A 22,570-nucleotide genomic window follows, 5' to 3' on the forward strand; every position below is an offset into this window, starting at 1 on the left:
AAGGCATGAACCGAGGTTCTGGAAGCGTCAGACGGCGGCCGGCATGGGCTGGGCAGCGATGATCGGCCCTTCCCCTGCTGCCGCGAGGTAAAGGTGGATGGCAGCAACCACCTGCGCCCCATCGCCAACCGCCGCCGCGACGCGCTTGACCGAGCCCGACCGAACGTCACCGATCGCGAAGATGCCGCGCCGACTGGTGCCAAGCGGATAATGGTCGTCGCCAGCATCGGAGCCGGTCAGAACGAAGCCGCGCGGGTCGAGCTTGATGCCCGTCCCCGCCAGCCAGTCCGTGTTCGGTTCGGCGCCGATGAAGGAGAAGAGGTGGGATATCTCTCGCCGCTGCTCCTCTCCAGATGCCCGATTGCGCAAGGTGACGGCGGAAAGCTTGCCCTCTTCCCCCTCCAGCCCGGCGACTTCCGCCCCGATCACGACGTCGACGTTCGGCAGGCTTTCGATCCGTTCGACCAGATAGCTCGACATTGTCCGGCTTAATGGCCGTCGGGCGACCAAAGTCACCTTCTTGGCCTTGGACGCCAGATAGACCGTCGCCTGCCCCGCGGAATTCCCGCCGCCGACCAGCGCGACCTCATTGTCGGCGCAAAGATCCCCCTCCAGCGGGGAGGCCCAGTAATGTACCGAAATCCCCTCGAACAGATGAAGATCGGCAACCTCCAGCCGGCGATAGCGGGCGCCAGAGGCAATGACGATCGACCTCGCCTGCACCTCCTCGCCGTTGGCCAGCTCCAGCTTGCAGGGATCGTTGCCGCAGTGGAGCCTTATGGCTTCATCGGGAATCGCCATTTCGACCCCGAATTTTTGAGCCTGGCTATAAGCCCGGCCCATCAGCGCCATGCCCGAAATTCCGGTCGGGAAGCCGAGGTAATTCTCGATCCGTGAGGACGCCCCCGCCTGCCCGCCGAACGAACGGCAATCGAGCGCAAGCACCGACAGTCCTTCGGAGGCGGCATAAACCGCTGTCGCCAGGCCCGCCGGTCCGGTGCCGATGATTGCTACGTCGAACAGCTTCTCGGGATCGATCGGGCCAACCAGCCCGAGACAACGAGCCAGCTGCTCCTCTCCTGGATTTCGAAGCAGCTTCCCGCTCGGGCACAGCACGATCGGTAGCGCGCGCTCGTCGACGTGAAAGCGGTCCACCAGCGCCTGGCCGCAAGTATCGGTTTCAGGATCGAGCCTCAGGAACGGGTGGCCGTTCCGGCGGAGGAAATTGACCAGCCGGAGGACATCGCCGTTCGCTTCGACCCCAACGATGATCGGACCCGCGCCGCGCTCGATCAGGCCGACACGGCGCAGGATCAGGGCGCGCATGATCCGCTCGCCAAGCTCAGCTTCGGCGACCAGCACCGCCCGAAGGCGGTCCGGTGCGATCGAGATGAATTCGCCGTCGGTCAGCGCCTCCGCATTGACCAGCGACGGACGTCCGGAAAGCTGGGCCAGTTCGCCCATGAACGATCCGGTCTCATGTGTCACAATGGAGATGCGGCGACCGGTCTGGTCGTGCTGAAGAATCTCTACCTGCCCCGAAAGCAATATCTTGAGGCCGTGCCCCTCCTCACCGGCTCGGACCAGCATGTCGCCAGTGTTGAACGTTTGGAGCTCGCCAAAGCGCCGCAACCGATCGATTTCGAGCGCCGTCAGACGCGGGAACATCTGCTCCTCGCGCCCATCGAGCGTCGTCCGGGTCAGCGACTCGCTCACAGTTGGCGGAGGCCGGGCTTTCGCCCGGCCTCCCTCCCGAAATGACCGCCTGACATCATGCGGGGGTCGGCGCCTCCAGATGGACGTCGACCTTCGGCTGCTCGTCCGGCAGCTCCTCGCCGCGGAAGAATGCCAAGAGATCGGCGTTCACGATATCCGGGTGCGTCTGGGCACAGCCGTGCGGCAAGTCCTTGTAGGTCTTGAGGCTGCCGTTCTTCAGCAGTGCAGCGGACAAGGGCCCGGAATCCGCATAGGGAACGATCTGGTCGTCCTCGCTGTGGATGACCAGGACCGGCACATCGATCTTCTTCAGATCCTCGGTGAAGTCGGTCTCGGAGAATGCCTTGATGCATTCATAGCCGGCCTTGGCGCTGCCCATCATGCCTTGACGCCACCAATTGTAGATCAGGCCCTGGCTGACCTGTGCCCCCGGACGGTTGAAGCCGTAGAAGGGGCCGGACGGGATATCGAGGTAGAATTGGGCGCGGTTGTCCAACAGCGCCTTGCGGAAGCCGTCGAACACTTCGATCGGCAATCCGCCGGGGTTGGATTCCTTCTTCACCATGACCGGCGGCACCGCTTCGAACAGGACAGCTTTGGCTACCCGGCCAGGCTGCGCGCGCGCGACATAATGGGCGACCTCGCCGCCGCCGGTCGAATGGCCGACATGGAACGCATTTTTGAGATCCAGCGCAGTCACCAGGTCTTCGACGTCCGATGCGTAGGTATCCATTTCATTGCCGCCATCGGTCTGGTCCGACCGTCCGTGACCGCGCCGGTCATGGGCGATGACCCGATACCCTTCGTTCAGGAAGAACAGCATCTGATTGTCCCAATCGTCGGACGACAGCGGCCATCCGTGGTGAAAGACAATCGGCTGCGCATCTTTCGGACCCCAATCCTTGTAGAAGATCCGGGTGCCGTCCTTGGTGGTGACTATGCTCATCTGTGTGGCTCCAGCAGGGAGTGCCGGCCAACAGGACCGGCGCTGGGTCTCGTTAATGGGCCGTGGTGCGCGGGGGCACTGACGCACCGAATATACGCTCGACTCGGTCGCGAAACATCAATTGCATTATCAATAGGAGTTAACTTCGGCGAGATGTGAATTCGCCAGCTCAGCGAAGCAGCACGTCGCCCGAACGAATGATGTCGATCATTCCGTCGCGACGGAGACGCAGCGCACCATCGGATTCGATCCCGTCGAACGTCCCGCTGACCAGATCGCCGGGCGCATTATGCACGCTGAGCGCTGTTCCGACGGGATGGGCGCGGGCCATCCACGCCTGGGCGAACTGGGCCGGGTCAGCGGTCCGCCACATGGCGAGGATCTGGGCGAACCTGGCGGCCAGAAGCGGACAAAAGGCCTCAGCAGCTATTTCGGCCAGCGGCTTCAGCGCGGCGGTCTTCCGGCCCTCGATCTGCGGTGCTCCGGCGAGATTGACGCCGAAACCGACGACGACCCGGCCGCCCGACCGTTCGAGGAGGATTCCAGCCAGCTTGGCATCGGCCAGCATCAGGTCGTTTGGCCATTTCAGCGACAGAGGCGCGCCGGGCGCCGCAACCTCGACAGCTTCGATAAGCGCCAGTCCGGCGACCAGCGTCAGCGCCGGCGCGGTTGGATCGCCGGGCCGAACCTCGACGATCGTCGACCCCAGGAAATTGCCATCGATCGATTGCCAAGGGCGGCCCTGGCGGCCCTTTCCGGCGACTTGCCGACTGGCAATCAGCCAGTCACCCTCGTTCGCTTGGGAGTCCGACAGCAAAGCACTGTTCGTCGACCCGATTTCTTCGACGATGCGTATTCGGCTCAGAAGATCGACCCCGCGGCCCGGCCCGTCAGTTCGCCGAGCGGTCCGATCAGCAGATAGCCGAGCGGCGAGACGATCAGCGCGAAGAGGAAGATCATCGCGGTTTCAAGCGCATTGCCGCCGCGCGCATAAGGCTGGCCCGCCGGCGCGTCGAAATACATCACCTTGACGATGCGAAGGTAATAGTAAGCGCCGATAACAGTGCCGAGGATGCCCGCCACAGCCAATGCGATCAGGCCTTCGGTCACGGCCGCATTGAATACCATCAGCTTCGGCCAGAAACCGAACATCGGCGGGATGCCAGCCAGGCTGAACATGAAGATGGCCAGGGCGAAGGCCAGCCCGGGCCGGGTTTGTGAGAGCCCGGCCAAGCTATCGATCGACTCGATATACTCCCCGTCCTCGCCCTTCATGCGCTGCACGCAGAGGAAGGCGCCGAGCGTCATGACAACGTAGACGGCCATGTAGAACAGCACCGAGCTGGCGCCCTGCGGCCCGCCGGCGACGAGGCCGATCAGCGCGAAGCCGACATTGTTGATCGACGAGTAAGCGAGCAGCCGCTTGATGTTGGTCTGGCCATAAGCCGCGATCGCACCAAGGAAGATCGATGCTAGCGCGGCAAAGGTCATGATCTGCCGCCATGCGTCCATCGCCGGACCCAGCGCATCGAGGCAGACGCGGACGCCGAGCAGCACAGCGGCCACCTTGGGCGCCGATGCGAAGAAGGCGGTCACCGGCGTCGGCGCGCCTTCGTAAACGTCCGGCGTCCACATGTGGAACGGGACGGCGCTGATCTTGAACGCCAGGCCGGCGAGAAGGAACACGAGGCCGAACAGAAGGCCGATCGACGTGGTGCCGTCGCGCGTGAAGGCTGCAGCGACACCTTCGAACTGCGTCGTTCCGGTGAAGCCGTAGAGCAGCGAAATGCCGTAGAGCAGGATGCCCGAGGCAAGCGCGCCAAGGACGAAATATTTGAGGCCGGCTTCCGCCGAACGATCGTCCGTCCGCCGGTAGGAGGCGAGGACATAGGCCGACAGGCTCTGCAGCTCGAGACCGACGTAGAGCGTCACGAGACTGGTCGCCGATACCATCACCGACATGCCGACCGCCGAGAGCAGGATCAGCACCGGATATTCGGCGGCATGCTCGAAATCCCGCTCGAACCAGTTGTGCGCCATGACGATCGCGACCGCCGCGCACAGGTAGATGATCAGCTTGCCGAAGGCGCTGAACCCGTCCGCGACCAGCTGTCCCCCAAACAGGGCGCCTGCATGTTGCGGTTCACCGCCAAGGGTCGCGACCGCGCCCAGAAGCAGGGCAACCGAGGCCCAGCTGCACAGGTTGCTTCCGCGCTTGCCCATGAAGGCAGCGACCATCATCAGCACGATCGCGCCGATCGTCAGGATGAGTTCGGGAAGGATTGGGGCGAAGTTCATCAATGCGCTTCCGCGACAGGGGTTTCAGCATGGGCGGCATGCGCCGGAGCAGGCTTGCCAGCGGTCAGATGCGCATCGCCCGCGGGCTTGGCGCGTTCGACACGCTCCAGCAGCCGCCCGATATCGGCGCGCATCGGCCGCATGAAGCTTTCCGGATAGACGCCCATCCACAGGACGGCGGCGGCGATGGGTGCCAACAGCCACATCTCGCGCGCATCGAGGTCCGGCATTGCAGCCGCATCCTCATGGACCAGCCGCCCGTAGCAAATACGCCAGTAGAGGTAGAGCATATAGGCGGCGCCGAGGATGATCCCGGTAGTCGCAACGATGCCCGCCCAACTCGACACGGCGTAGGTGCCGACCAGCGACAGGAATTCGCCGACGAAGCCGCTGGTACCCGGAAGTCCGACGCTGGCCATGGTGAAGACCATGAACAGCAGCGCATACTTCGGCATATTGTCGGCCAGCCCGCCGTAGCGCGAGATCTCGCGGGTATGCAGGCGATCGTAGATGACGCCGACGCACAGGAAGAGAGCGCCCGACACCAGACCGTGGCTCAGCATGACGATCATCGCGCCTTCGATACCCTGCTGGTTGAAGGCGAACAGGCCGAATGTCACGAACGCCATGTGCGCGACCGATGAATAAGCGATCAGCTTCTTCATGTCGTTTTGCGCAAGCGCGATCAGCGACGTCACGACGACCGCGATGCCCGACAGGATGTAGACGAAGGGAATGAACTCGGCCGACGCTTCGGGGAACATGGGCAGGCTGAAGCGGATGAAGCCGTAACCGCCCATCTTCAGCAACACGCCGGCCAGGATCACCGAACCCGCCGTTGGCGCCTGCACGTGCGCGTCGGGAAGCCAGGTGTGGACCGGCCACATCGGCATCTTGACCGCGAAGCTGGCGAAGAAGGCCAGCCATAGCCACCATTGCAGCGACGGATCGAAATCATAGGCCATCAGCGCCGGGATGGACGTCGTCCCCGCCGTCCAGATCATCACCAGCATGGCGATCAGCATCAGGACCGATCCGGCCAAGGTGTAGAGGAAGAATTTGTAGCTGGCCTTGATCCGCTCGGCGCCGCCCCAGATGCCGATGATGAGGTACATCGGGATGAGGCCGCCTTCGAAGAAGATGTAGAACAGCAGCAGGTCCTGCGCGGTGAAGACGCCGATCATCAGCGCCTGCATCAGCAGGAAGGCCGCCATATATTCGGGCACGCGCTTTTCAATCGAACGCCAGCTTGCGCCGATGCAGATCGGCATCAGGAACAGGGTCAGTTCGATGAGCAGTAGCGCGATGCCGTCGATGCCCATCGCCCAGCTGATGCCGCCACCAATCGGGAAATGCTCGACGAACTGCCATTGCGGGCCGTTGGGATCGAAATCCATCCACAAAAGGACGCCAAGCGCCAGGCTGACCAAGGTCGCGATCAGTGCCGTCCAGCGCGCGCCATTGGCCGACTGGAACATGGCGATGATCGCCGCGATCAGCGGCAATGCGACCAGGATCGAAAGAATGGGGATACCCGTCATCATGCCGCTCATCGTACCCACCAGAAGACCCAGGTCGCGGCGCCGATCAGGCCAAGCAGCATCACAAGGGCATAGCTATAAACATATCCGTTCTGCAGCCGCGCGGTGATGCGGTTGCCGACGCCGACGGCATAAGCGGCGCCGTGCGGGCCGAAGCGGTCGATCGTCTGCTCGTCGCCCTTCTTCCAGAAGAAGCGGCCGAGAACCATCGCCGGACGGACGAACAGGAAGTCGTAGATCTCGTCGAAGTACCACTTGTGCATCAGGAACTTGTGCACGCCCGGGAACATGGCGACGAACGCGGCCGGAGCATCCGGCTTGGCGATATAGTTGCGATAGGCGATCGCAAGACCGATCAGCATCACGATCAACGGCGTATATTTCACGAGCGTCGGGACTTCGTGCATCGCATGCGCGAGATGCTCGTCGAACGCGACGCTGCCCGCCCAGAATGCGAGGCCATGTTCGGCTTCGACAAACGCGCCATGGAAGATCTGGCCAGCCGCGATCGCGCCGATCGACAACAGGATCAGCGGAATGAGGATGGTCCACGGGCTCTCGTGCGGATGATAGCCCGCGGTGCCTTCCTTGGCCTTCACGTCATGATCGTGCGCGCTGTCATGATCCGAAGCGATCTCGCCCGCATCCTCGTGCACATGATGGACCGCGTGTTGGATATGCTCGCTACCTGCCCACCGCGGTTTGCCGAAGAAGGTCAGGAAGATCAGGCGCCAGCTGTAGAAGCTGGTCAGCAGCGCGGCGAAAGCACCGACGAAGAAGGCGACATGACCGGAAACGCTACCGGCTGCCCAGGCGCTCTCAAGGATCGCATCCTTGGAGAAATAGCCGGCAAAGCCGATGCCGAAGATACCGACACCGGTGATCGCCAAGGTTCCGGCGACCATCGCCCAGAAGGTCAGCGGGATCTCCTTACGGAGAGCGCCGTAGAAGCGCATGTCCTGCTCATGGTGCATTGCGTGGATGACCGAGCCCGCACCGAGGAACAGCAGCGCCTTGAAGAAGGCGTGCGTGAACAGGTGGAACATCGCCGCGCCATAAGCGCCGACACCAGCCGCAAAGAACATGTAGCCGAGCTGCGAGCAGGTCGAATAGGCGATCACCCGCTTGATGTCGTTCTGGACCGTTCCGACGGTCGCCGCGAAGATCGCGGTCGCCGCGCCGACATAGGTGACGACGGTAAGCGCGGTCTCGCTGGTTTCGAACATCGGCGACAGGCGGCAGACCATGAACACGCCTGCCGTAACCATCGTCGCGGCGTGGATCAGCGCGCTGACCGGGGTCGGGCCTTCCATCGCGTCCGGAAGCCAGGTGTGGAGGCCAAGCTGCGCCGACTTGCCCATCGCGCCGACGAACAGCAGGAGGCAGAGCAAGGTCATCGTGTCGACCCGCATCCCGGCAAAGCCGATGGTCGATCCGGCCATGCCCGGCGCGGCCTCGAGGATCGCCGGAATCGAGACGGTGCCGAACACCAGGAAGGTGCCGAAAATACCGAGCGAGAAGCCGAAGTCGCCGACGCGATTGACGACGAACGCCTTGATGGCCGCCGCATTGGCTGAAGGCTTGTGGTACCAGAAGCCGATCAGCAGGTAGGAAGCGAGGCCGACCCCTTCCCAGCCGAAGAACATCTGCACCAGGCTGTCCGCCGTCACCAGCATCAGCATCGCGAAACTGAATAGCGACAGATAGGCGAAGAAGCGGGGCTGGCTCGGGTCCTCTTCCATATAGCCCCAGCTGTAGAGGTGGACGAGGCTCGAGACGCTCGTCACCACCACCAGCATCACCGCGGTAAGCGCATCGACGCGCAGCGCCCAGTCGACGTTGAGCGCGCCGCTCTGGATGAACTTCAAGACCGGGACGACCACCGGCTCGGCACTGCCGCCGAGGTAGGAGAAGAAGATCGGCCAGCTGAGCAGCGCGCCGATCATCAGCGCGCCGGTCGTCACGACCTTCGACGCGGTCTTTCCGATCACTCGGCCGCCAAGGCCGGCGATGATCGCGGCGAGCAGCGGCAGGAAGACGATGAGGAGTACTGGGTGCATCAGCCGCGCATCCGGTTGACGTCGTCGACGGCGATCGAGCCGCGGCGACGGAAGAAAATGACGAGGATGGCGAGGCCGATCGCAGCCTCCGCCGCGGCGACCGTCAGGACGAACATGGCGAACACCTGCCCGGTTAGGTCACCCAGATAGGCGCTGAACGCCACCAGGTTGATGTTCACCGCGAGCAGGATCAGCTCGATCGCCATCAGCATCAGGATGATGTTCCGGCGATTGAGGAAAATGCCGAGCACGCCGAGCGTGAACAGGATCGCCGCAACGGCTAGATAATGCATCAAGCCGATCACAGCTTTACCCCCTCGCCCACCTTCGGCTGTTCAAGCTTGATCGCTTCGTCGGGCCGGCGGTCGACCTGCCTCCACACCTTCTGCCCGCGGGCGTCGCCGCGGCTGCGGTGCGTCAGCACGATCGCGCCGATCATCGCGACCAAGAGGATCAGGCCGGCGATTTCGAACGGAAACAGGAAGCGGCTGTAGAGCAGCTCACCAAGCGCCTCGATGTTCGGCTGCGTGGTTGCCGCCGGTTGTACGCCGCCGGTGACTGGTCCGGCCTTCCAAGCCGAAACCGCGACGACCATCTCGGCCAGCAGAACCAGAGCGATGATGAGGCCGAACGGCAGGTTCTTGCTGAAGCCGGATCGTAGCGCCGCAAAGTCGATGTTCAGCATCATGACGATGAACAGGAACAGCACCGCCACGGCACCGACGTAGACGATCACCAGCAGCATCGCGATGAACTCGGCGCCCAGGAGGAGCATGAGCCCCGCCGCGTTGAAGAAGGCCATGATCAGCCACAGCACGCTGTGCACCGGGTTGCGCGCGAAGATCACCGCCACCGCGGAAGCGATGGTCAGTGTCGCGAACAGGTAAAAGGCTAGGACGGCTATCAAGACATCACCTCGTCATTCCCGCGAAAGCGGGAACCTAGCGAAACAAGAAAACTGGGTCCCCGCTTCCGCGGGGATGACGAAAATGGGGTCACCGAAAAGCCCTGTTCCAACACCAGCCGCGCCCCTACCGATAGGCCGCGTCAGCGGCAAGGTTGGCGGCGATTGCCTGTTCCCAGCGGTCGCCATTGGCCAGCAACTTGGCCTTGTCGTAGAGCAGCTCCTCGCGCGTTTCGGTCGAAAATTCGAGGTTCGGTCCCTCGACGATGGCATCGACCGGGCAGGCCTCCTGGCACAGGCCGCAGTAGATGCACTTCACCATGTCGATGTCGTAGCGGGTCGTGCGGCGGCTGCCGTCCTCGCGCGGTTCGGCTTCGATGGTGATCGCCTGCGCAGGGCAGATCGCCTCGCACAGCTTGCACGCGATGCAGCGCTCTTCCCCGTTGGGATAGCGGCGCAGCGCATGTTCGCCGCGGAAACGGGGCGATTGCGGCGCCTTCTCGTAAGGATAGTTGATGGTCGCCTTGGGCTTGAAGAAATACTTCAAGGTCAGCGCGTGCGCCTTGACGAATTCCCACAGCGTAAACGCCTTGATGGTGCGAGCGATCATGCGCCAATTCCAACCTTGGTCCACATCAGCCAGCCGGAGATGAGGACGACAAACAAGAGCGACAGCGGCAGGAAGATCTTCCAGCCAAGCCGCATCAGCTGGTCATAGCGGTACCTCGGCACGGTCGCCTTCACCCAGCCGAAGACGAAGAAGAAGAAGCACATCTTGCCGATCAGCCAGATCCAGCCCGGAATATCGAACCAGGGGATCCAATCGACGTTCAGTGGCGGCAGGAACCCGCCCCAGAACAGGATGGCATTGAGCGCGCACATCAGGATGACGTTGGCATATTCGCCGAGCCAGAAGAGCGCGAAGCTCATCGACGAATATTCGGTCTGGTGACCGGCAACCAATTCGCTCTCCGCCTCAACCAGATCGAACGGGGTGCGGAAGGTCTCGGCCATCGAGCTGATGAGGAACACCACCGCCATCGGGAACAACAGCGGGTTCAAGCCATATGCGCTGACGATGCCGAAGATATTCCCCTTCTGCGCCATCACGATTTCGGTGAGGTTGAAGGTGCCGGCATAGAGCACGACACAGATCAGCACGAAGCCGATCGACACTTCATAGCTCACCATCTGTGCCGCGGCGCGAAGAGCGGAGAAGAAGGGATATTTGGAGTTGGACGCCCAGCCGGCGATGATCACGCCATAGACGCCCAAGCTGCTCGCCGCGAGGATGTAGAGCAGGCCGACATTGATGTCGGTCAGCACCACGCCAACGTCGAACGGCACCACTGCCCAAACGATCAGCGCCACCGTGAAGGTGATGATCGGCGCGATCAGGAACAGCCCCTTGTTGGCGCTGGTCGGGATGATCGTCTCTTTAAGGAAGACCTTCAGGCCGTCCGCGAAGCTTTGCAGCAATCCCCAGGGCCCGACCACGTTCGGACCGCGCCGGAGGGCGATGGCCGCCCAGATCTTGCGCTCGGCATAGATGATCATCGCCACGGCCAGCATCAGCGGCAGGGCAATGACAAGGATGCCGATGATGGTCGCGGTGAACCACGCCCAGTCGTAGCTCATGCCCCAATTCTCGAAGGTAGCGGTCATGAACGAACCTCAATCGTCATTGCGAGCGAAGCGAAGCAATCCAGACTGGGTCGCCACGTCGCTGCGCTCCTCGCGATGACGGAAAAGCGGGGAGTCATTCCGCGGCCTCCGCATAGGTAGAGCCATGCACCAGTTCTTCCGAGCAACGGCGCATCGTCGGGCTGGCCCGGCAGATGGCATTGGTCAGGTAGAAATCCTTGATCGCATAGCCGACCGGCCCTGACGCCTTGGCGTCAAGCTTCGGCGGCGCCCACTTCATGTCGACGATGCCGTCCCGGCCCAGTTCCGGCACGTCGGCGATCATCGCCGCGCGCAGCTGGTCGAAGCGGTCGAACGGAAGCGGCTTGCCGATGAGGTCGGAAAGCGCGCGGAAAATAGTCCAGTCCTCGCGCGCATCGCCCGGCGCGAAGGCCGCACGCTCGCTGCGCTGCACCCGCCCCTCGATGTTGACGTAGGTGCCGTGCTTCTCGGCATAGGTCGCGCCCGGCAGGACCAGGTCGGCCTGCCCTGCGCCCTTGTCGCCATGATGGCCGATATAAACCTTGAACGCGCGGCTGAAATTGGCTGCGGGAACCTCGTCGGCACCCATCAGGATCACCAGTTCCGGCTTGGCCTTCTCGATGTCCGTGATGCCGCCCTTGCTCGAATAGCCAAGCATCAGGCTCGCCATCCGCGCCGCCGCGATGTGCAGCACGTTGAAGCCGTTCCAGCCAGTCTTGATGAAGGGGCCCGATGCTGCGAGCGCGGCGCCCAACGCCCCTGCCCCAAGAGCACCCGGTCCGACGATCATTACCGGCCGCTCGGCGCCCTTGATTGCATCGGCGGCCGCCTTGGGCAGCTTGCCGAGCACCGACAGATCGTCGCCGAGCCATTCGACCTTGTAGGTCAAATCGACTTCCGGCCCGATCGCGAACACCTTGGCGCCACGCCGCACGGCCTTGCGCAGGCGCGTGTTGACCAGCGGCGCTTCCCAACGGACATTCGATCCGACGAGCAGGATCACATCGGCCGTCTCAAGATCGGCGATCGGCGTGTTGAAGCGCACCGAGGCAAGGTTGGTCACGTCGTAATCGAGACCGGTCTGCCGTCCTTCGAGCAGCTTCGAACCCGCGCCGGCGAGCAGTGCCTTGGCCGCATACATCGTCTCTGCGTCCAGAAGGTCGCCGGCGATTGCCGCGACATTCTTGCCGGCTTTCTTGAACTGCTTGGCAAAGACGTCAAGCGCCTCAGCCCAGCTCGCCTCGCGGAGCTTGCCCTTTTCACGAACCCACGGCCGATCGAGCCTGCCGCGTACCAGCGCGTCGACATGGTGGCGCGTCTTGTCGTGCGCCCATTCCTCGTTCACCGCGTCGTTGATGCGCGGCAGGATGCGCATCACCTGGCGCTGGCGGACGTCCATGCGGATGTTGGTGCCGACCGCGTCCATGACATCGATGCCGGGAACCTTGCGAAGCTCCCACGGCCGCGCCTCGAAGCTGTACGGCTTCGACAGCAGCGCTCCGACCGGACACAGATCGACGAGGTTACCGGCCAGTTCCGAATTGAACGCGCCTTCCAGATAGGTCGTGATCTGCTCGTCTTCACCACGGAACATCATGCCGATGGTCGGCACACCAGCCACTTCCTCGGCAAAGCGGACGCAGCGCGTGCACTGGATGCAGCGGGTCATCGCTGTCTTGACGATCGGCCCGAAATATTTGTCGTCGACCGCCCGCTTGTTCTCGTCGAACCGCGAATGACCGCGTCCGTAAGCAATCGCCTGGTCCTGCAGGTCGCATTCGCCGCCCTGGTCACAGATCGGGCAATCGAGCGGGTGGTTGATGAGCAGGAACTCCATCACCCCTTCGCGCGCCTTCTTGACCATCGGCGTATCGGTTTTGATCGTCTGGCCGTCCGCAGCCGGAAGTGCGCAGCTCGCCTGCGGCTTGGGCGGCCCAGGCGCAACCTCGACCAGGCACATGCGGCAATTGCCGGCGATGCTCAGGCGCTCGTGGTAGCAGAAGCGCGGGATCTCCTTGCCGGCAAGCTCGCACGCCTGCAGCACGGTCGCGCCCTGCGGGACCTCGATCTCAACGCCGTCGACGGTAACCTTGGGCATCAGCTTTTTGCCTGCAAATTATAAGTGGCGAGCCGCCATGTGCCGAGCGCAATCAGCGCCCGAAGCGACTCCCTCGAGAATTCGGATGTGCTCCCGGCACGCACGCAGCCCGAAAGCGCGGGGCCCAATGGTTTGAACGCGGCCAGCTCGTCCTGCGTAGCCGGCCTCGTATCGAGAAGTGCCGCAACCCCCGCCGGCGAAGCGCGAACCACGCACATGGCAATTAATTCGCCTTCATCGCGCGCTTCGATTTCGGGCAAGTCAGTACGGTGCTGCGTGGCTTCGACAACGCGACCTAGGACATCATCCTGGTGAAGCATCCCCTCGGCCAGGCTGCCGGCTACCAGAAGTCCAGCCGAATGGATGTCAAAACGGATAAGCGCGTTGCAGACGTTCCTGTCGCGCATAAGCTTCCAGAGCTGGTCACGATATTCGTTCGAGCGATAGTCCAGCGCCAGGACCGACCGCACCCGCTCTTCCTGATTTTGAGCGAGGCATTGGCCGACGACGTGCATGTCTTCGACCAGATTTTCATGTGGCGGTGTTCCGGCTTGAGCCGACGCCAGCGCCATTGCCAAAAGCAGGCTCACTCCGCCGCCTCCTGCATGCCCGCGTGGCGCTCGGAGATGCGGCGCTCGATTTCAGGGCGGAAGTGCTTGATCAGGCCCTGGATCGGCCATGCCGCTGCGTCGCCAAGGGCGCAGATGGTATGGCCTTCGACCTGCTTGGTGACGTCGAGCAGCTTGTCGATGGTCGCAACATCGGCATCGCCTTCGCGCAGGCGCTCCATCGTGCGCCACATCCAGCCGGTGCCTTCGCGGCACGGCGTGCACTGGCCGCAGCTCTCATGCTTGTAGAAGTAGCTGATGCGGCTGATCGCGCGGACGATGTCGGTGGACTTGTCCATGACGATGACCGCAGCGGTGCCGAGGCCCGATCCGACGGCCTTCAGCCCGTCGAAATCCATCGGCGCGTCCATGATCTGCTCGGCCGGTACCAGCGGAACCGACGAACCGCCGGGAATGACGGCCAGGAGGTTGTCCCAGCCGCCGCGAATGCCGCCGCAATGCTTGTCGATCAGCTCGCGGAACGAAATCGACATGGCCTCTTCGACCACGCACGGATTGTTCACATGGCCGCTGATCTGGAACAGCTTGGTGCCGGCATTATTCTCGCGGCCGAAGCTCTTGAACCATTCCGCGCCACGGCGAAGGATCGTCGGGACGACCGCGATGCTCTCGACATTGTTGACCGTGGTCGGACAACCGTAGAGGCCCGCGCCGGCCGGGAAAGGAGGCTTCAGGCGCGGCTTGCCCGGCTTGCCCTCAAGGCTCTCGAGCATCGCCGTCTCTTCGCCGCAGATGTAGGCGCCAGCGCCCCGATGCACGAACAGGTCGAAGTCGTAGCCCGAGCCGCAGGCATTCTTGCCCAGCAGGCCGGCTTCATAAGCCTCGGCAACCGCTTTCCGCAGCGCTTCGGTCTCGCGGATGAATTCCCCGCGGACGTAGATGTATCCCGCCCGCGCCCGCATCGCGAAACCGGCGAGCAGCGCACCTTCGACCAGCGTATGCGGATCATGGCGCAGGATCTCGCGATCCTTGCAGCTTCCGGGCTCGGACTCGTCGGCGTTGATCACCAGGAAATTCGGCCGCCCCGGCGTCGGCGCCTTGGGCATGAAGCTCCACTTCATGCCGGTCGGGAAGCCTGCGCCGCCGCGGCCGCGAAGGCCGGACGCCTTTACGATCTCGATGATCTCGTCCTGGCCGATCTTCATCAGGTCGGCGGTCTTGTCCCAATTGCCGCGCGCCTGCGCCGACTTGAGGTCCGCGCCCTGGAAGCCGTAGACGTTGGTGAAGATCCGGTCCTTGTCGGTGAGGGAGGTGATGCCGGTCATTTCAGCTGCTTCCCGCCGAACTTGTTCTGAACGAGCATCAGTCCGCCCACGACCAGTGCAATGACGATCGCAATCTTCAGCAGCTTGAACAGCAGCCCAAGCAACAGGATCGCGATGATGATGCCGATGATCAGACCCATCACTGCTGTCCTCGATAGTCGTAGTTGCGCTCAGCCATCTTCTTGAGCGTGGTCGGGCCGCCTTCGGGGCAGCTCGTCTGGCGCGCAACCTGCGGGCCCGGCTTGGGCGTCTGCCCCATCGCCAGCGCGTCGAGGATCGCCTTCATGCTGGACTCTGTCAGGTCCTCGTAATTGTCGTCGTTGATCTGGACCATCGGCGCATTGGTGCAGGCGCCGAGGCATTCGACTTCGGTCAGGGTGAACAAGCCGTCCGCCGTGGTGTGGCCCTTCTTGAGGCCACGCTTGTAGCAAGCCGACAGGACATCATCCGAACCGCGCAGCATGCAGGGCGTCGTACCGCACACCTGGACATGGAATTTGCCCACCGGAACCAGGTTGAACATGGTGTAGAAGCTGGCGACCTCCATGACGCGCACGGGCGGCATGTCGAGCTCACGCGCGACGAACTCCATCACCGGTATCGGCAGCCAGCCCTGCGTCCCCGTCATCTCGCCAACCTGCCGCTGGGCAAGGTCGAGGAACGGAATGGAGGCCGAAGCCTGCCGCCCCGCCGGATAGCGGGTCAGGATGTCCGCAGCGGCCTTGGCGCGGGTCTCATCCCAGGCGAAATTGCCCCACTTTTCGCGGAGTTCCGGCGTGTCAGCGGCGAAGTTACGTTCAGCCATTAGCGGTCGCACTCCCCGAACACGACGTCGATGGCCGAAAGCACAGCGGTGGTGTCGGCGAGCATGTGGCCCTTCATCATGAAATCCATCGCCTGCAGGTGGCTGAACGCCGTCGGCCGGATCTTGCAGCGATAGGGTTTGTTGGTGCCGTCCGCGACCAGGTAGACGCCGAACTCGCCCTTGGGGCTTTCGGTCGCGACGTAAACTTCGCCTGCGGGGACGTGATATCCTTCGGTGAACAGCTTGAAGTGGTGGATCAGCGCTTCCATCGACTGCTTCATCTCGCCGCGCTTGGGCGGGAAGACCTTGCGGTCGAGGCTTCCGACCGGGCCGGCCGGCATATCGCGGAGGCACTGGCGCATGATGCGCGCCGATTGGCGCACTTCCTCGACGCGGACCATGAAGCGGTCGTAGCAGTCGCCCTTGGTGCCGACCGGGATGTCGAATTCCATCCGGTCATAAACCTCATAGGGCTGCGATTTGCGCAGGTCCCAGGGAATGCCGGCGGCGCGGATCATCGGGCCGGAGAAACCCCACGCCAGCGCGTCTTCTTTGGAAACCGTGCCGATGTCGACGTTGCGCTGCTTGAAGATGCGATTGTCGGCGACCAGGCTGATCGCGTCCTCGAACAGCGGCATGCGCTTGTCGAGGAACGCGGCCATGTCGGCCAGCACCTTTTCCGGAATATCCTGACGAACGCCGCCGACGCGGAAGTAGTTGGCGTGCATGCGCGCGCCCGACACGGCCTCGTAGAGCTGCAACGTGTCTTCGCGCACTTCGAACAGCCACAAGTTGGGCGTCATCGCGCCAACGTCCATGATGTGGCTGCCGAGGTTCAGCATGTGGTTGGAGATGCGGGTCAGCTCCGCCATCAGCACGCGGATGTACTGCGCGCGGAGCGGCACCTCGAGACCCATCAGCTTCTCGATCGCCAGCACGAAGCTATGCTCCATGCACATCGGCGAGCAGTAATCGAGCCGGTCGAAGTACGGGATGTTCTGCGCGTAGGTGCGATACTCGATCAGCTTCTCGGTACCGCGATGAAGCAGGCCGATATGCGGATCGACTCTTTCGACGATCTCGCCGTCCAGCTCCATGATCAGGCGCAGAACGCCGTGCGCGGCCGGATGCTGCGGGCCAAAGTTGATCGTGTAATTGCTGACCGTCTGGTCGCCTGCCGTCGGCTTGTCGCTGGGCGCGCCGACCATCAGATCGAGTGTCTGGGTCGTCATGCGTCACCCTTTTTCTTGCGCGGCTTGGCAGGCGCCTTCGCCTTCGGGGCGGCCTTGCTCTTCTTGGCCGCTTCCTTGTTGGCCTTCGCTCCGGCACCTGTTTGGGCAGGCGTCTCGGTCGTCTTGGGCGTTGGCGGCGGCGCCTTGGCCTCGACCTTAGGCTGGGAGCTTGGGGCGGGCGCCGGACTCGGCGCGCCAGGCGCTTCCGGGACGGCCTTCTCGTCGCCTGGCAGGCGATACTCCGGGCCTTCCCACGGCATCAGGAAGTCGAAGTTGCGGAAATCCTGGGGAAGCTGGACGGGTTCATAGACCACCCGCTTCTCTGCTTCGGAATAGCGCAGCTCGACAAAGCCCGTCTGCGGGAAGTCCTTGCGCAGCGGATAGCCCTCGAACCCGTAATCGGTGAGGATCCGGCGGAGGTCGGGATTGCCGGCGAAGGTCACGCCGTACATGTCGAAGGTTTCGCGCTCCAGCCAGCCCGCCACAGGCCACAGCGACGTGACGCTCGGCACCGGCGTGTCCTCGTCGGTGCAGACCTTGATGCGGATGCGGTGGTTATGGGTCACCGACAGCAGGTGATAATTCACCTCGAACCGCTCGGGCCGCTCCGGATAGTCGGCGCCGGCGATTTCCATCAGCTGCTGGTAGCCGAACTCATCGCGCGCCGTCCGGCACGCCTCGATCAGCCCTTCGCGCGTGACGGTGAAGGTCAACTCGTCGACAGCATCCTTGGTCGCGACATGCGCCTTGCCGATCGCCGCCTTGAACGTGTCGGCAAAGCCCTTGCGCGGCTTGATGACGGGATAGGGTACGTTCACCGCTCGATCGTCCCTTCGCGGCGGATCTTCCGCTGCAGCTGCATGATCCCGTAGAGCAGCGCCTCGGCCGTCGGCGGGCAGCCCGGGACGTAGACGTCGACCGGGACGATGCGGTCGCAGCCGCGAACGACTGAATAGCTATAGTGATAATAGCCGCCGCCATTGGCGCAGCTGCCCATCGAAATGACGTAGCGCGGCTCCGACATCTGGTCGTAGACCTTGCGCAGCGCGCTCGCCATCTTGTTGCACAGCGTACCGGCGACGATCATCACGTCCGATTGGCGCGGGGAAGCGCGCGGCGCGGCGCCGAACCGCTCAAGGTCATAGCGCGGCATGTTCACATGGATCATCTCGACCGCGCAGCAGGCGAGGCCGAAGGTCATCCACCACAGCGAACCGGTACGGGCCCAGGTGAACAGGTCTTCGGTCGTGGTGACCAGGAAGCCCTTTTCATCCAGCTCGGCGCGCATCGCCTCGAACTTCGCCTGCTCTTCAGGCGAGAGTTCGAACGGCGGGGGCGCCTTGGGGCTAAGCATCACTCCCATTCAAGCGCTCCCTTCTTCCAGGCATAGGCAAGGCCGAGGCCAAGCTCGACGAGGAAGATCATCATCGCGATCCATGCGGCCCAGCCGGTGCCGACGACACTGACCGCCCAGGGGTAGAGGAAGGCCGCTTCCAGATCGAAGACGATGAACAGGATGGCGACCAGGTAGAAGCGAACGTCGAACTGCGCGCGGCTGTCGTCGAATGCGGGGAAACCGCACTCATATTCGCTGAGCTTCTCGGCATCGGGGCGATGCGTGCCGGTCAGGCGGCTGACGAGCATCGGCAGCACGACGAATGCCGTCGACAACGCAAGCGCGATGGCGAGAAACAGGAGGATCGGCAGGTATCCGGCGGCGACTTCGGCCAAGAGTGGAGACTCCCGAGGGTGACTTAAGTTGGCGGCGCTTTAGGATGCTGTCCTGCTAGGGGCAAGCGCCTGAGACAGTGAGAATGATTCGCAATTAGTCGACCAAACGACTAGCGGAGCGATCCAGCCAGCAGCTTGTGCAATTTGCTGTGTAGCTCGCTGCTCGCCGCAAGATATTCGCGGCGCTCGAACATCCGGTCCTGACCGCGATAATCGGTGACGAATCCGCCTGCTTCCTTGACCAGCAAGAGGCCCGCGGCCGTATCCCAGATGTCGAGGTCGTCTTCCCAGAAACCGTCGAAACGGCCGGCCGCGACCCAGGCGAAATCGAGCGCTGCAGAACCAAGGCGGCGGATACCGCAGACTTCAGGAGCAATGGCGCCAAAGATCCGCGACCAGGCCGCCACATTGCCGCGCCCGAAATGGGGCACGCCGGTGCCGATCAGCGCCTCATCGAGATTGCGGCGGGCCGACACGCGCAGGCGGCGGTCGTGCAGCCATGCTCCCCTGCCCTTTTCCGCCCAGAAACTCTCGTCCGTCAGTGGCTGATAGATAAGGCCATGCGTGATCTCGCGCTTGCCGGCCGGTGTCCTGTCCTCGACCGCGATCGAAATGGCGAAGTGGGGCACGCCGTGCAGGAAGTTGGTCGTCCCATCCAGCGGATCGACGATCCAGCGCGGCTTGTCCGGGTTGCCCTCGATCTCGCCGGCTTCCTCGCAGATGATGCCCCAGTCGGGCCGGGCATTCTTGAGCTCTTCGATGATCGTCTGCTCGGCACGCTTGTCGGCCATCGAGACGAAGTCGGCCGGGCCCTTCTTCGACACCTGCAGCTGCTCGACCTCGCCAAAGTCGCGGCGAAGGCGCGGCGCGGCCTTGCGGGCCGCGCGGGTCATGACGGTGATCAGGCCGGAATGAGAAACCATAAGTTCGCTCCTCCCCTCCCTTTCAAGGGAGGGGGTTGGGGGTGGGTGAGCGAAGACGGAAGCTCAATGCTTCCGGCTTGGCTGAATTCCTTGGGCGGGACGAGATTCACTAGGCTCGCGGACGCTCGCACCCACCCCTGCCCCTCCCTTGAAAGGGAGGGGAAATATTAATCGGCGCGCCGGACGTAGGTCTGCTCGTAGACGTCGACGACGATGCGCGTTCCCGAGCTGATGTGCGGCGGGACCATGACGCGGACGCCATTGTCGAGCATGGCGGGCTTGTAGCTGGAGCTGGCGGTCTGGCCCTTCACCACGGCGTCGGCCTCGACGATCGTTGCTTCGACGGTATCGGGAAGCTGGACCGAGATCGGGCGCTCCTCGTGAAGCTCCATCATCACGTCCATGCCGTCCTGCAGGAAGGCCGCGGGCTCGCCGATCAGATCCTCGGGAAGCTGGACCTGCTCGTAGGTCTCCTTGTCCATGAACACGAGCTGGTCGCCGTCATGGTAGAGGAACTGGAAATCCTTGGTGTCGAGGCGGATGCGCTCGACCGTCTCCGCCGAGCGGAAACGGACATTGTTCTTGCGGCCGTCGATGAGGTTCTTCAGCTCGACCTGCATATAGGCACCGCCCTTGCCGGGCTGGGTGTGCTGGATCTTCACGGCGCGCCAGATGCCGCCTTCATATTCGATGATGTTGCCGGGACGAATGTCGACGCCGCTGATCTTCATTTTGATCGCCTATATGCCAGAGAGATGAAAAAGAGCCGTAGGCGGTCGCCCGCCCAAATCTGGCGCGGCCCATAAGGCCTGATCGCTGCGGTGGGAAGCCTTTGCTTCACATCGCAGCGTGAATCAGGCCTTCAACTTCAGACTCTGACCATGATTCACGTCTCAGGCTCGCCTGAGACGACCATGGTCAGCGACTTACGGGCTTTCCGGCAAGCAGCGGATAGGGATTGATGGCCGTCCCTTGCCACCACTTCTCACCGGGGTTCATCCGGTTGATCGCGAAATGGAGGTGTGGGCCAGCCGGATTGGCATTCCCGGTTGCCCCGACATAGCCGACCGGATCGCCTCGCCTCACCTGCTGCCCTTCGTGCAGGCCCGGCGCATAGGCGCTGAGGTGCGCGTAATAATAGCTCCACCGGCCGTCTTCCGACCGCACATAGGCGGTGATGCCCCCGCCGCCGTCGCTGAAGAAAAGCTTCTCGACTTTGCCGGGAGCGGCGGCGACGACGGGCGTTCCGGTGGCGGCCATGATGTCGATCGCATCATGCGACCGCGCACCGCCGGCCCGCGCCTGCGTATAGGTGTCGACCAGCTGGGCCGGTTTCACCCCCGCAACAGGGATCGCGAGCCCCGCCGGTCCGACCACTACGGCCTCGGCAACGACGACGGGCGGTGCGCCCGTCCGGTCGACCAGCTCCTTTTCGCCGGCGACCATGATGTCGTCGCCCGCTCCGCCGCCAAGGCCAATATTGTAATAGAAAACCCAGAAGGCGCTGACCAACACCACGGTCACGACAACCCATCCAAGCCGGTTGACGACCGTGCGGGCGCTCACGGCCTGAACACCGCCTGCATGCCCGGGCTGACCATCTGGGCCAGCCGGGCCGCGTCCCAATTGGTCAGCCGGATGCAGCCGTTGGATTCCGCCCTGCCGATGTGACTTGGCTCGTCGGTACCGTGAATGCCGTAATGCTCCTTCGACAAGTCGATCCAGACGACACCGATCGGGCTGTTCGGTCCGGGCGGGATTTCAAGCTTCGGATCTGACTTGTCCGCATTGGCGAGCAGTGCCGGATTATATTGCCACGGCGGATTATGCCCCACGGCCAGGATCTTCCACGTCCCGATCGGAAGCGGGAACTCGCTCGAACCCATCGTCGCCGTGTACTGAGCGATCAGCTTGCCGGACGCATCGAATGCACGCAGCACCTGGTCGGACTTGTCGACTTCGATCTTTGCAGCCTTGGGCTGCTCCGTGCCGACGCCGAGCAGCCTCAACGTATCGGCCCATTTCGGATCCTTGACGGCGGACGGATCGAACTTGTCGGCGCCGACATTGGGGACGCGCAGCTTCATTCCGGCCTGGTAGGCGATCGAAACGGGAGGCTTTGGCTGCGTGTCGTTCGCGCCCGCCTGGGCATCAGCGGGCATTGCCGGACCGCCGGTCAATTGCGGGTTGAGTTCGGCAAGAACCTCCTCGGTCGTGTGGAACCGCTCGGCGATCTTCTCGCCAAGCGAGGCATATCCCATGCGCTCCAGCTTGGCCTGGTCCTTGCGGTCCTTGGGTATCTGGACGAACTGGTCGCTGGCGAACTCGGCCGGAATGGTGACGACGCGCGTCGCCGGGATCCGCTGCCATTCCGCCAACGCCTGCTGCGTCGCCTGGTCCAGCTCGCCCGTGATCTGGAGCCCGCGGGCTTCCTGGAAACCCTTCAGCGCATTCACGGTCGACATGCCCATCTTCCCGTCGACCACACCGGGCGTGAAGCCGATCCGGTCCAGCACGACCTGGGCCTGCATCAGCGGGCGAGGCTGGTCTTCCGGGGGCAGCGTCGCAGATGGATCGTCGTTGGACGCCATTGCATCGGGGATTACCTTGGGTGCTTGGGCGACATTCTGATCGCCCTTTTCTTCAACGCTACAGGCCGCAAGCGGCATCAACGAAACGGCGGCTACACTAAGCGACAGCAACAATTTACGCGGCACGATCAATCTCCTGGCTTTGGGCCAAGAACGCCGCCGTAAC

At 63.2% G+C, this 22,570-nt stretch carries 23 protein-coding genes; all 23 read right to left on the minus strand.

Going from position 1 to position 22,570, the window contains the following annotated elements; genetic code table 11:
• Nucleotides 1–27: 27 nt before the first annotated feature.
• Nucleotides 28–1,716, minus strand: coding sequence for an FAD-dependent oxidoreductase (locus LZ496_RS03095; protein WP_366516681.1), 1,689 nt, complete (start codon nucleotides 1,714–1,716; stop codon nucleotides 28–30).
• A gap of 55 nt (nucleotides 1,717–1,771) precedes the next feature.
• Nucleotides 1,772–2,662: an alpha/beta fold hydrolase gene (locus LZ496_RS03100; protein WP_249903127.1), complete on the minus strand. Its 891-nt coding sequence runs from the start codon at nucleotides 2,660–2,662 to the stop codon at nucleotides 1,772–1,774.
• A 169-nt stretch (nucleotides 2,663–2,831) separates the two neighbouring features.
• Complete coding sequence (locus tag LZ496_RS03105) at nucleotides 2,832–3,527, minus strand: biotin--[acetyl-CoA-carboxylase] ligase (protein WP_283937931.1); 696 nt, start codon at nucleotides 3,525–3,527, stop codon at nucleotides 2,832–2,834.
• Nucleotides 3,524–4,960, minus strand: coding sequence for an NADH-quinone oxidoreductase subunit NuoN (gene nuoN / locus LZ496_RS03110; protein ID WP_249903129.1), 1,437 nt, complete (start codon nucleotides 4,958–4,960; stop codon nucleotides 3,524–3,526). Before nuoN ends, LZ496_RS03105 begins: the two co-directional genes overlap by 4 nt.
• Nucleotides 4,960–6,501, minus strand: coding sequence for an NADH-quinone oxidoreductase subunit M (locus LZ496_RS03115; protein WP_249903130.1), 1,542 nt, complete (start codon nucleotides 6,499–6,501; stop codon nucleotides 4,960–4,962). Before LZ496_RS03115 ends, nuoN begins: the two co-directional genes overlap by 1 nt.
• Nucleotides 6,502–6,509: 8 nt before the next feature.
• A complete protein-coding gene (gene nuoL, locus LZ496_RS03120; protein ID WP_249903131.1) occupies nucleotides 6,510–8,561 on the minus strand; it encodes an NADH-quinone oxidoreductase subunit L in 2,052 nt (683 codons plus the stop codon).
• On the minus strand, nucleotides 8,561–8,866 hold the full coding sequence (nuoK, locus tag LZ496_RS03125; protein WP_249903132.1) for an NADH-quinone oxidoreductase subunit NuoK: 306 nt from the start codon (nucleotides 8,864–8,866) through the stop codon (nucleotides 8,561–8,563). Before nuoK ends, nuoL begins: the two co-directional genes overlap by 1 nt.
• A complete protein-coding gene (locus tag LZ496_RS03130; protein ID WP_249903133.1) occupies nucleotides 8,863–9,468 on the minus strand; it encodes an NADH-quinone oxidoreductase subunit J in 606 nt (201 codons plus the stop codon). The genes nuoK and LZ496_RS03130 overlap by 4 nt, the downstream gene beginning before the upstream one ends.
• Before the next feature lie 124 nt (nucleotides 9,469–9,592).
• Complete coding sequence (gene nuoI / locus LZ496_RS03135; protein WP_249903134.1) at nucleotides 9,593–10,075, minus strand: NADH-quinone oxidoreductase subunit NuoI; 483 nt, start codon at nucleotides 10,073–10,075, stop codon at nucleotides 9,593–9,595.
• Nucleotides 10,072–11,130, minus strand: coding sequence for an NADH-quinone oxidoreductase subunit NuoH (gene nuoH / locus LZ496_RS03140; protein WP_249903135.1), 1,059 nt, complete (start codon nucleotides 11,128–11,130; stop codon nucleotides 10,072–10,074). Before nuoH ends, nuoI begins: the two co-directional genes overlap by 4 nt.
• 94 nt (nucleotides 11,131–11,224) lie before the next feature.
• A complete protein-coding gene (nuoG, locus tag LZ496_RS03145; RefSeq protein ID WP_249903136.1) occupies nucleotides 11,225–13,228 on the minus strand; it encodes an NADH-quinone oxidoreductase subunit NuoG in 2,004 nt (667 codons plus the stop codon).
• Complete coding sequence (locus tag LZ496_RS03150) at nucleotides 13,228–13,818, minus strand: hypothetical protein (protein WP_249903137.1); 591 nt, start codon at nucleotides 13,816–13,818, stop codon at nucleotides 13,228–13,230. The genes nuoG and LZ496_RS03150 overlap by 1 nt, the downstream gene beginning before the upstream one ends.
• The gene (gene nuoF / locus LZ496_RS03155) at nucleotides 13,815–15,122 is read right to left on the minus strand and encodes an NADH-quinone oxidoreductase subunit NuoF (RefSeq protein WP_249903138.1); all 1,308 of its coding nucleotides are present in this window, start codon (nucleotides 15,120–15,122) and stop codon (nucleotides 13,815–13,817) included. The genes LZ496_RS03150 and nuoF overlap by 4 nt, the downstream gene beginning before the upstream one ends.
• Complete coding sequence (locus LZ496_RS03160; protein ID WP_249903139.1) at nucleotides 15,119–15,262, minus strand: hypothetical protein; 144 nt, start codon at nucleotides 15,260–15,262, stop codon at nucleotides 15,119–15,121. Before LZ496_RS03160 ends, nuoF begins: the two co-directional genes overlap by 4 nt.
• Nucleotides 15,262–15,927 carry a complex I 24 kDa subunit family protein gene (locus tag LZ496_RS03165; RefSeq protein WP_249903140.1) on the minus strand — a complete coding sequence of 222 codons (666 nt, stop codon included), beginning with the start codon at nucleotides 15,925–15,927 and terminating at the stop codon, nucleotides 15,262–15,264. Before LZ496_RS03165 ends, LZ496_RS03160 begins: the two co-directional genes overlap by 1 nt.
• Nucleotides 15,927–17,135, minus strand: a complete 1,209-nt coding sequence (locus LZ496_RS03170) for an NADH-quinone oxidoreductase subunit D (RefSeq protein WP_249903848.1) — start codon at nucleotides 17,133–17,135, stop codon at nucleotides 15,927–15,929. The genes LZ496_RS03165 and LZ496_RS03170 overlap by 1 nt, the downstream gene beginning before the upstream one ends.
• Nucleotides 17,136–17,155: 20 nt before the next feature.
• Nucleotides 17,156–17,977 carry an NADH-quinone oxidoreductase subunit C gene (locus tag LZ496_RS03175; protein ID WP_366516682.1) on the minus strand — a complete coding sequence of 274 codons (822 nt, stop codon included), beginning with the start codon at nucleotides 17,975–17,977 and terminating at the stop codon, nucleotides 17,156–17,158.
• Nucleotides 17,974–18,522, minus strand: coding sequence for a NuoB/complex I 20 kDa subunit family protein (locus tag LZ496_RS03180; protein WP_436286448.1), 549 nt, complete (start codon nucleotides 18,520–18,522; stop codon nucleotides 17,974–17,976). Before LZ496_RS03180 ends, LZ496_RS03175 begins: the two co-directional genes overlap by 4 nt.
• Nucleotides 18,513–18,890 (minus strand): NADH-quinone oxidoreductase subunit A, encoded by a 378-nt coding sequence (ndhC, locus tag LZ496_RS03185; RefSeq protein WP_249903141.1) that lies wholly within the window; start codon nucleotides 18,888–18,890, stop codon nucleotides 18,513–18,515. Before ndhC ends, LZ496_RS03180 begins: the two co-directional genes overlap by 10 nt.
• A 110-nt stretch (nucleotides 18,891–19,000) precedes the next feature.
• Entirely contained in the window at nucleotides 19,001–19,813 is an 813-nt protein-coding gene (locus LZ496_RS03190) for an inositol monophosphatase family protein (RefSeq protein WP_249903142.1), read from the minus strand.
• A gap of 167 nt (nucleotides 19,814–19,980) precedes the next feature.
• Nucleotides 19,981–20,544 (minus strand): elongation factor P, encoded by a 564-nt coding sequence (efp, locus tag LZ496_RS03195; protein WP_249903143.1) that lies wholly within the window; start codon nucleotides 20,542–20,544, stop codon nucleotides 19,981–19,983.
• 187 nt (nucleotides 20,545–20,731) lie between these two features.
• Nucleotides 20,732–21,259 carry a M23 family metallopeptidase gene (locus tag LZ496_RS03200; RefSeq protein WP_283937935.1) on the minus strand — a complete coding sequence of 176 codons (528 nt, stop codon included), beginning with the start codon at nucleotides 21,257–21,259 and terminating at the stop codon, nucleotides 20,732–20,734.
• Nucleotides 21,260–21,375: 116 nt separating this feature from the next.
• Nucleotides 21,376–22,530, minus strand: coding sequence for a L,D-transpeptidase family protein (locus tag LZ496_RS03205; RefSeq protein WP_249903145.1), 1,155 nt, complete (start codon nucleotides 22,528–22,530; stop codon nucleotides 21,376–21,378).
• Between the last annotated feature and the right edge of the window lie 40 nt (nucleotides 22,531–22,570).

The organism is Sphingomonas caseinilytica (genome assembly GCF_023516455.1).
Taxonomy (GTDB): Bacteria; Pseudomonadota; Alphaproteobacteria; order Sphingomonadales; family Sphingomonadaceae; genus Sphingomicrobium; species Sphingomicrobium caseinilyticum.

Excerpts from the sequence above, each read along its gene's own strand:
- LZ496_RS03100 (WP_249903127.1), bottom strand. The coding sequence starts at position 2,662 with ATGAGCATAGTCACCACCAAGGACGGCACCCGGATCTTCTACAAGGAT.
- nuoN (WP_249903129.1), bottom strand. The coding sequence starts at position 4,960 with ATGAACTTCGCCCCAATCCTTCCCGAACTCATCCTGACGATCGGCGCG.
- LZ496_RS03115 (WP_249903130.1), bottom strand. The coding sequence starts at position 6,501 with ATGACGGGTATCCCCATTCTTTCGATCCTGGTCGCATTGCCGCTGATC.
- nuoL (WP_249903131.1), bottom strand. The coding sequence starts at position 8,561 with ATGCACCCAGTACTCCTCATCGTCTTCCTGCCGCTGCTCGCCGCGATC.
- nuoI (WP_249903134.1), bottom strand. The coding sequence starts at position 10,075 with ATGATCGCTCGCACCATCAAGGCGTTTACGCTGTGGGAATTCGTCAAG.
- nuoH (WP_249903135.1), bottom strand. The coding sequence starts at position 11,130 with ATGACCGCTACCTTCGAGAATTGGGGCATGAGCTACGACTGGGCGTGG.
- nuoG (WP_249903136.1), bottom strand. The coding sequence starts at position 13,228 with ATGCCCAAGGTTACCGTCGACGGCGTTGAGATCGAGGTCCCGCAGGGC.
- nuoF (WP_249903138.1), bottom strand. The coding sequence starts at position 15,122 with ATGACCGGCATCACCTCCCTCACCGACAAGGACCGGATCTTCACCAAC.
- LZ496_RS03160 (WP_249903139.1), bottom strand. The coding sequence starts at position 15,262 with ATGGGTCTGATCATCGGCATCATCATCGCGATCCTGTTGCTTGGGCTG.
- LZ496_RS03165 (WP_249903140.1), bottom strand. The coding sequence starts at position 15,927 with ATGGCTGAACGTAACTTCGCCGCTGACACGCCGGAACTCCGCGAAAAG.
- LZ496_RS03170 (WP_249903848.1), bottom strand. The coding sequence starts at position 17,135 with ATGGTCGGCGCGCCCAGCGACAAGCCGACGGCAGGCGACCAGACGGTC.
- LZ496_RS03180 (WP_436286448.1), bottom strand. The coding sequence starts at position 18,522 with ATGGGAGTGATGCTTAGCCCCAAGGCGCCCCCGCCGTTCGAACTCTCG.
- LZ496_RS03190 (WP_249903142.1), bottom strand. The coding sequence starts at position 19,813 with ATGGTTTCTCATTCCGGCCTGATCACCGTCATGACCCGCGCGGCCCGC.
- efp (WP_249903143.1), bottom strand. The coding sequence starts at position 20,544 with ATGAAGATCAGCGGCGTCGACATTCGTCCCGGCAACATCATCGAATAT.
- LZ496_RS03200 (WP_283937935.1), bottom strand. The coding sequence starts at position 21,259 with ATGGTCGCCGGCGAAAAGGAGCTGGTCGACCGGACGGGCGCACCGCCC.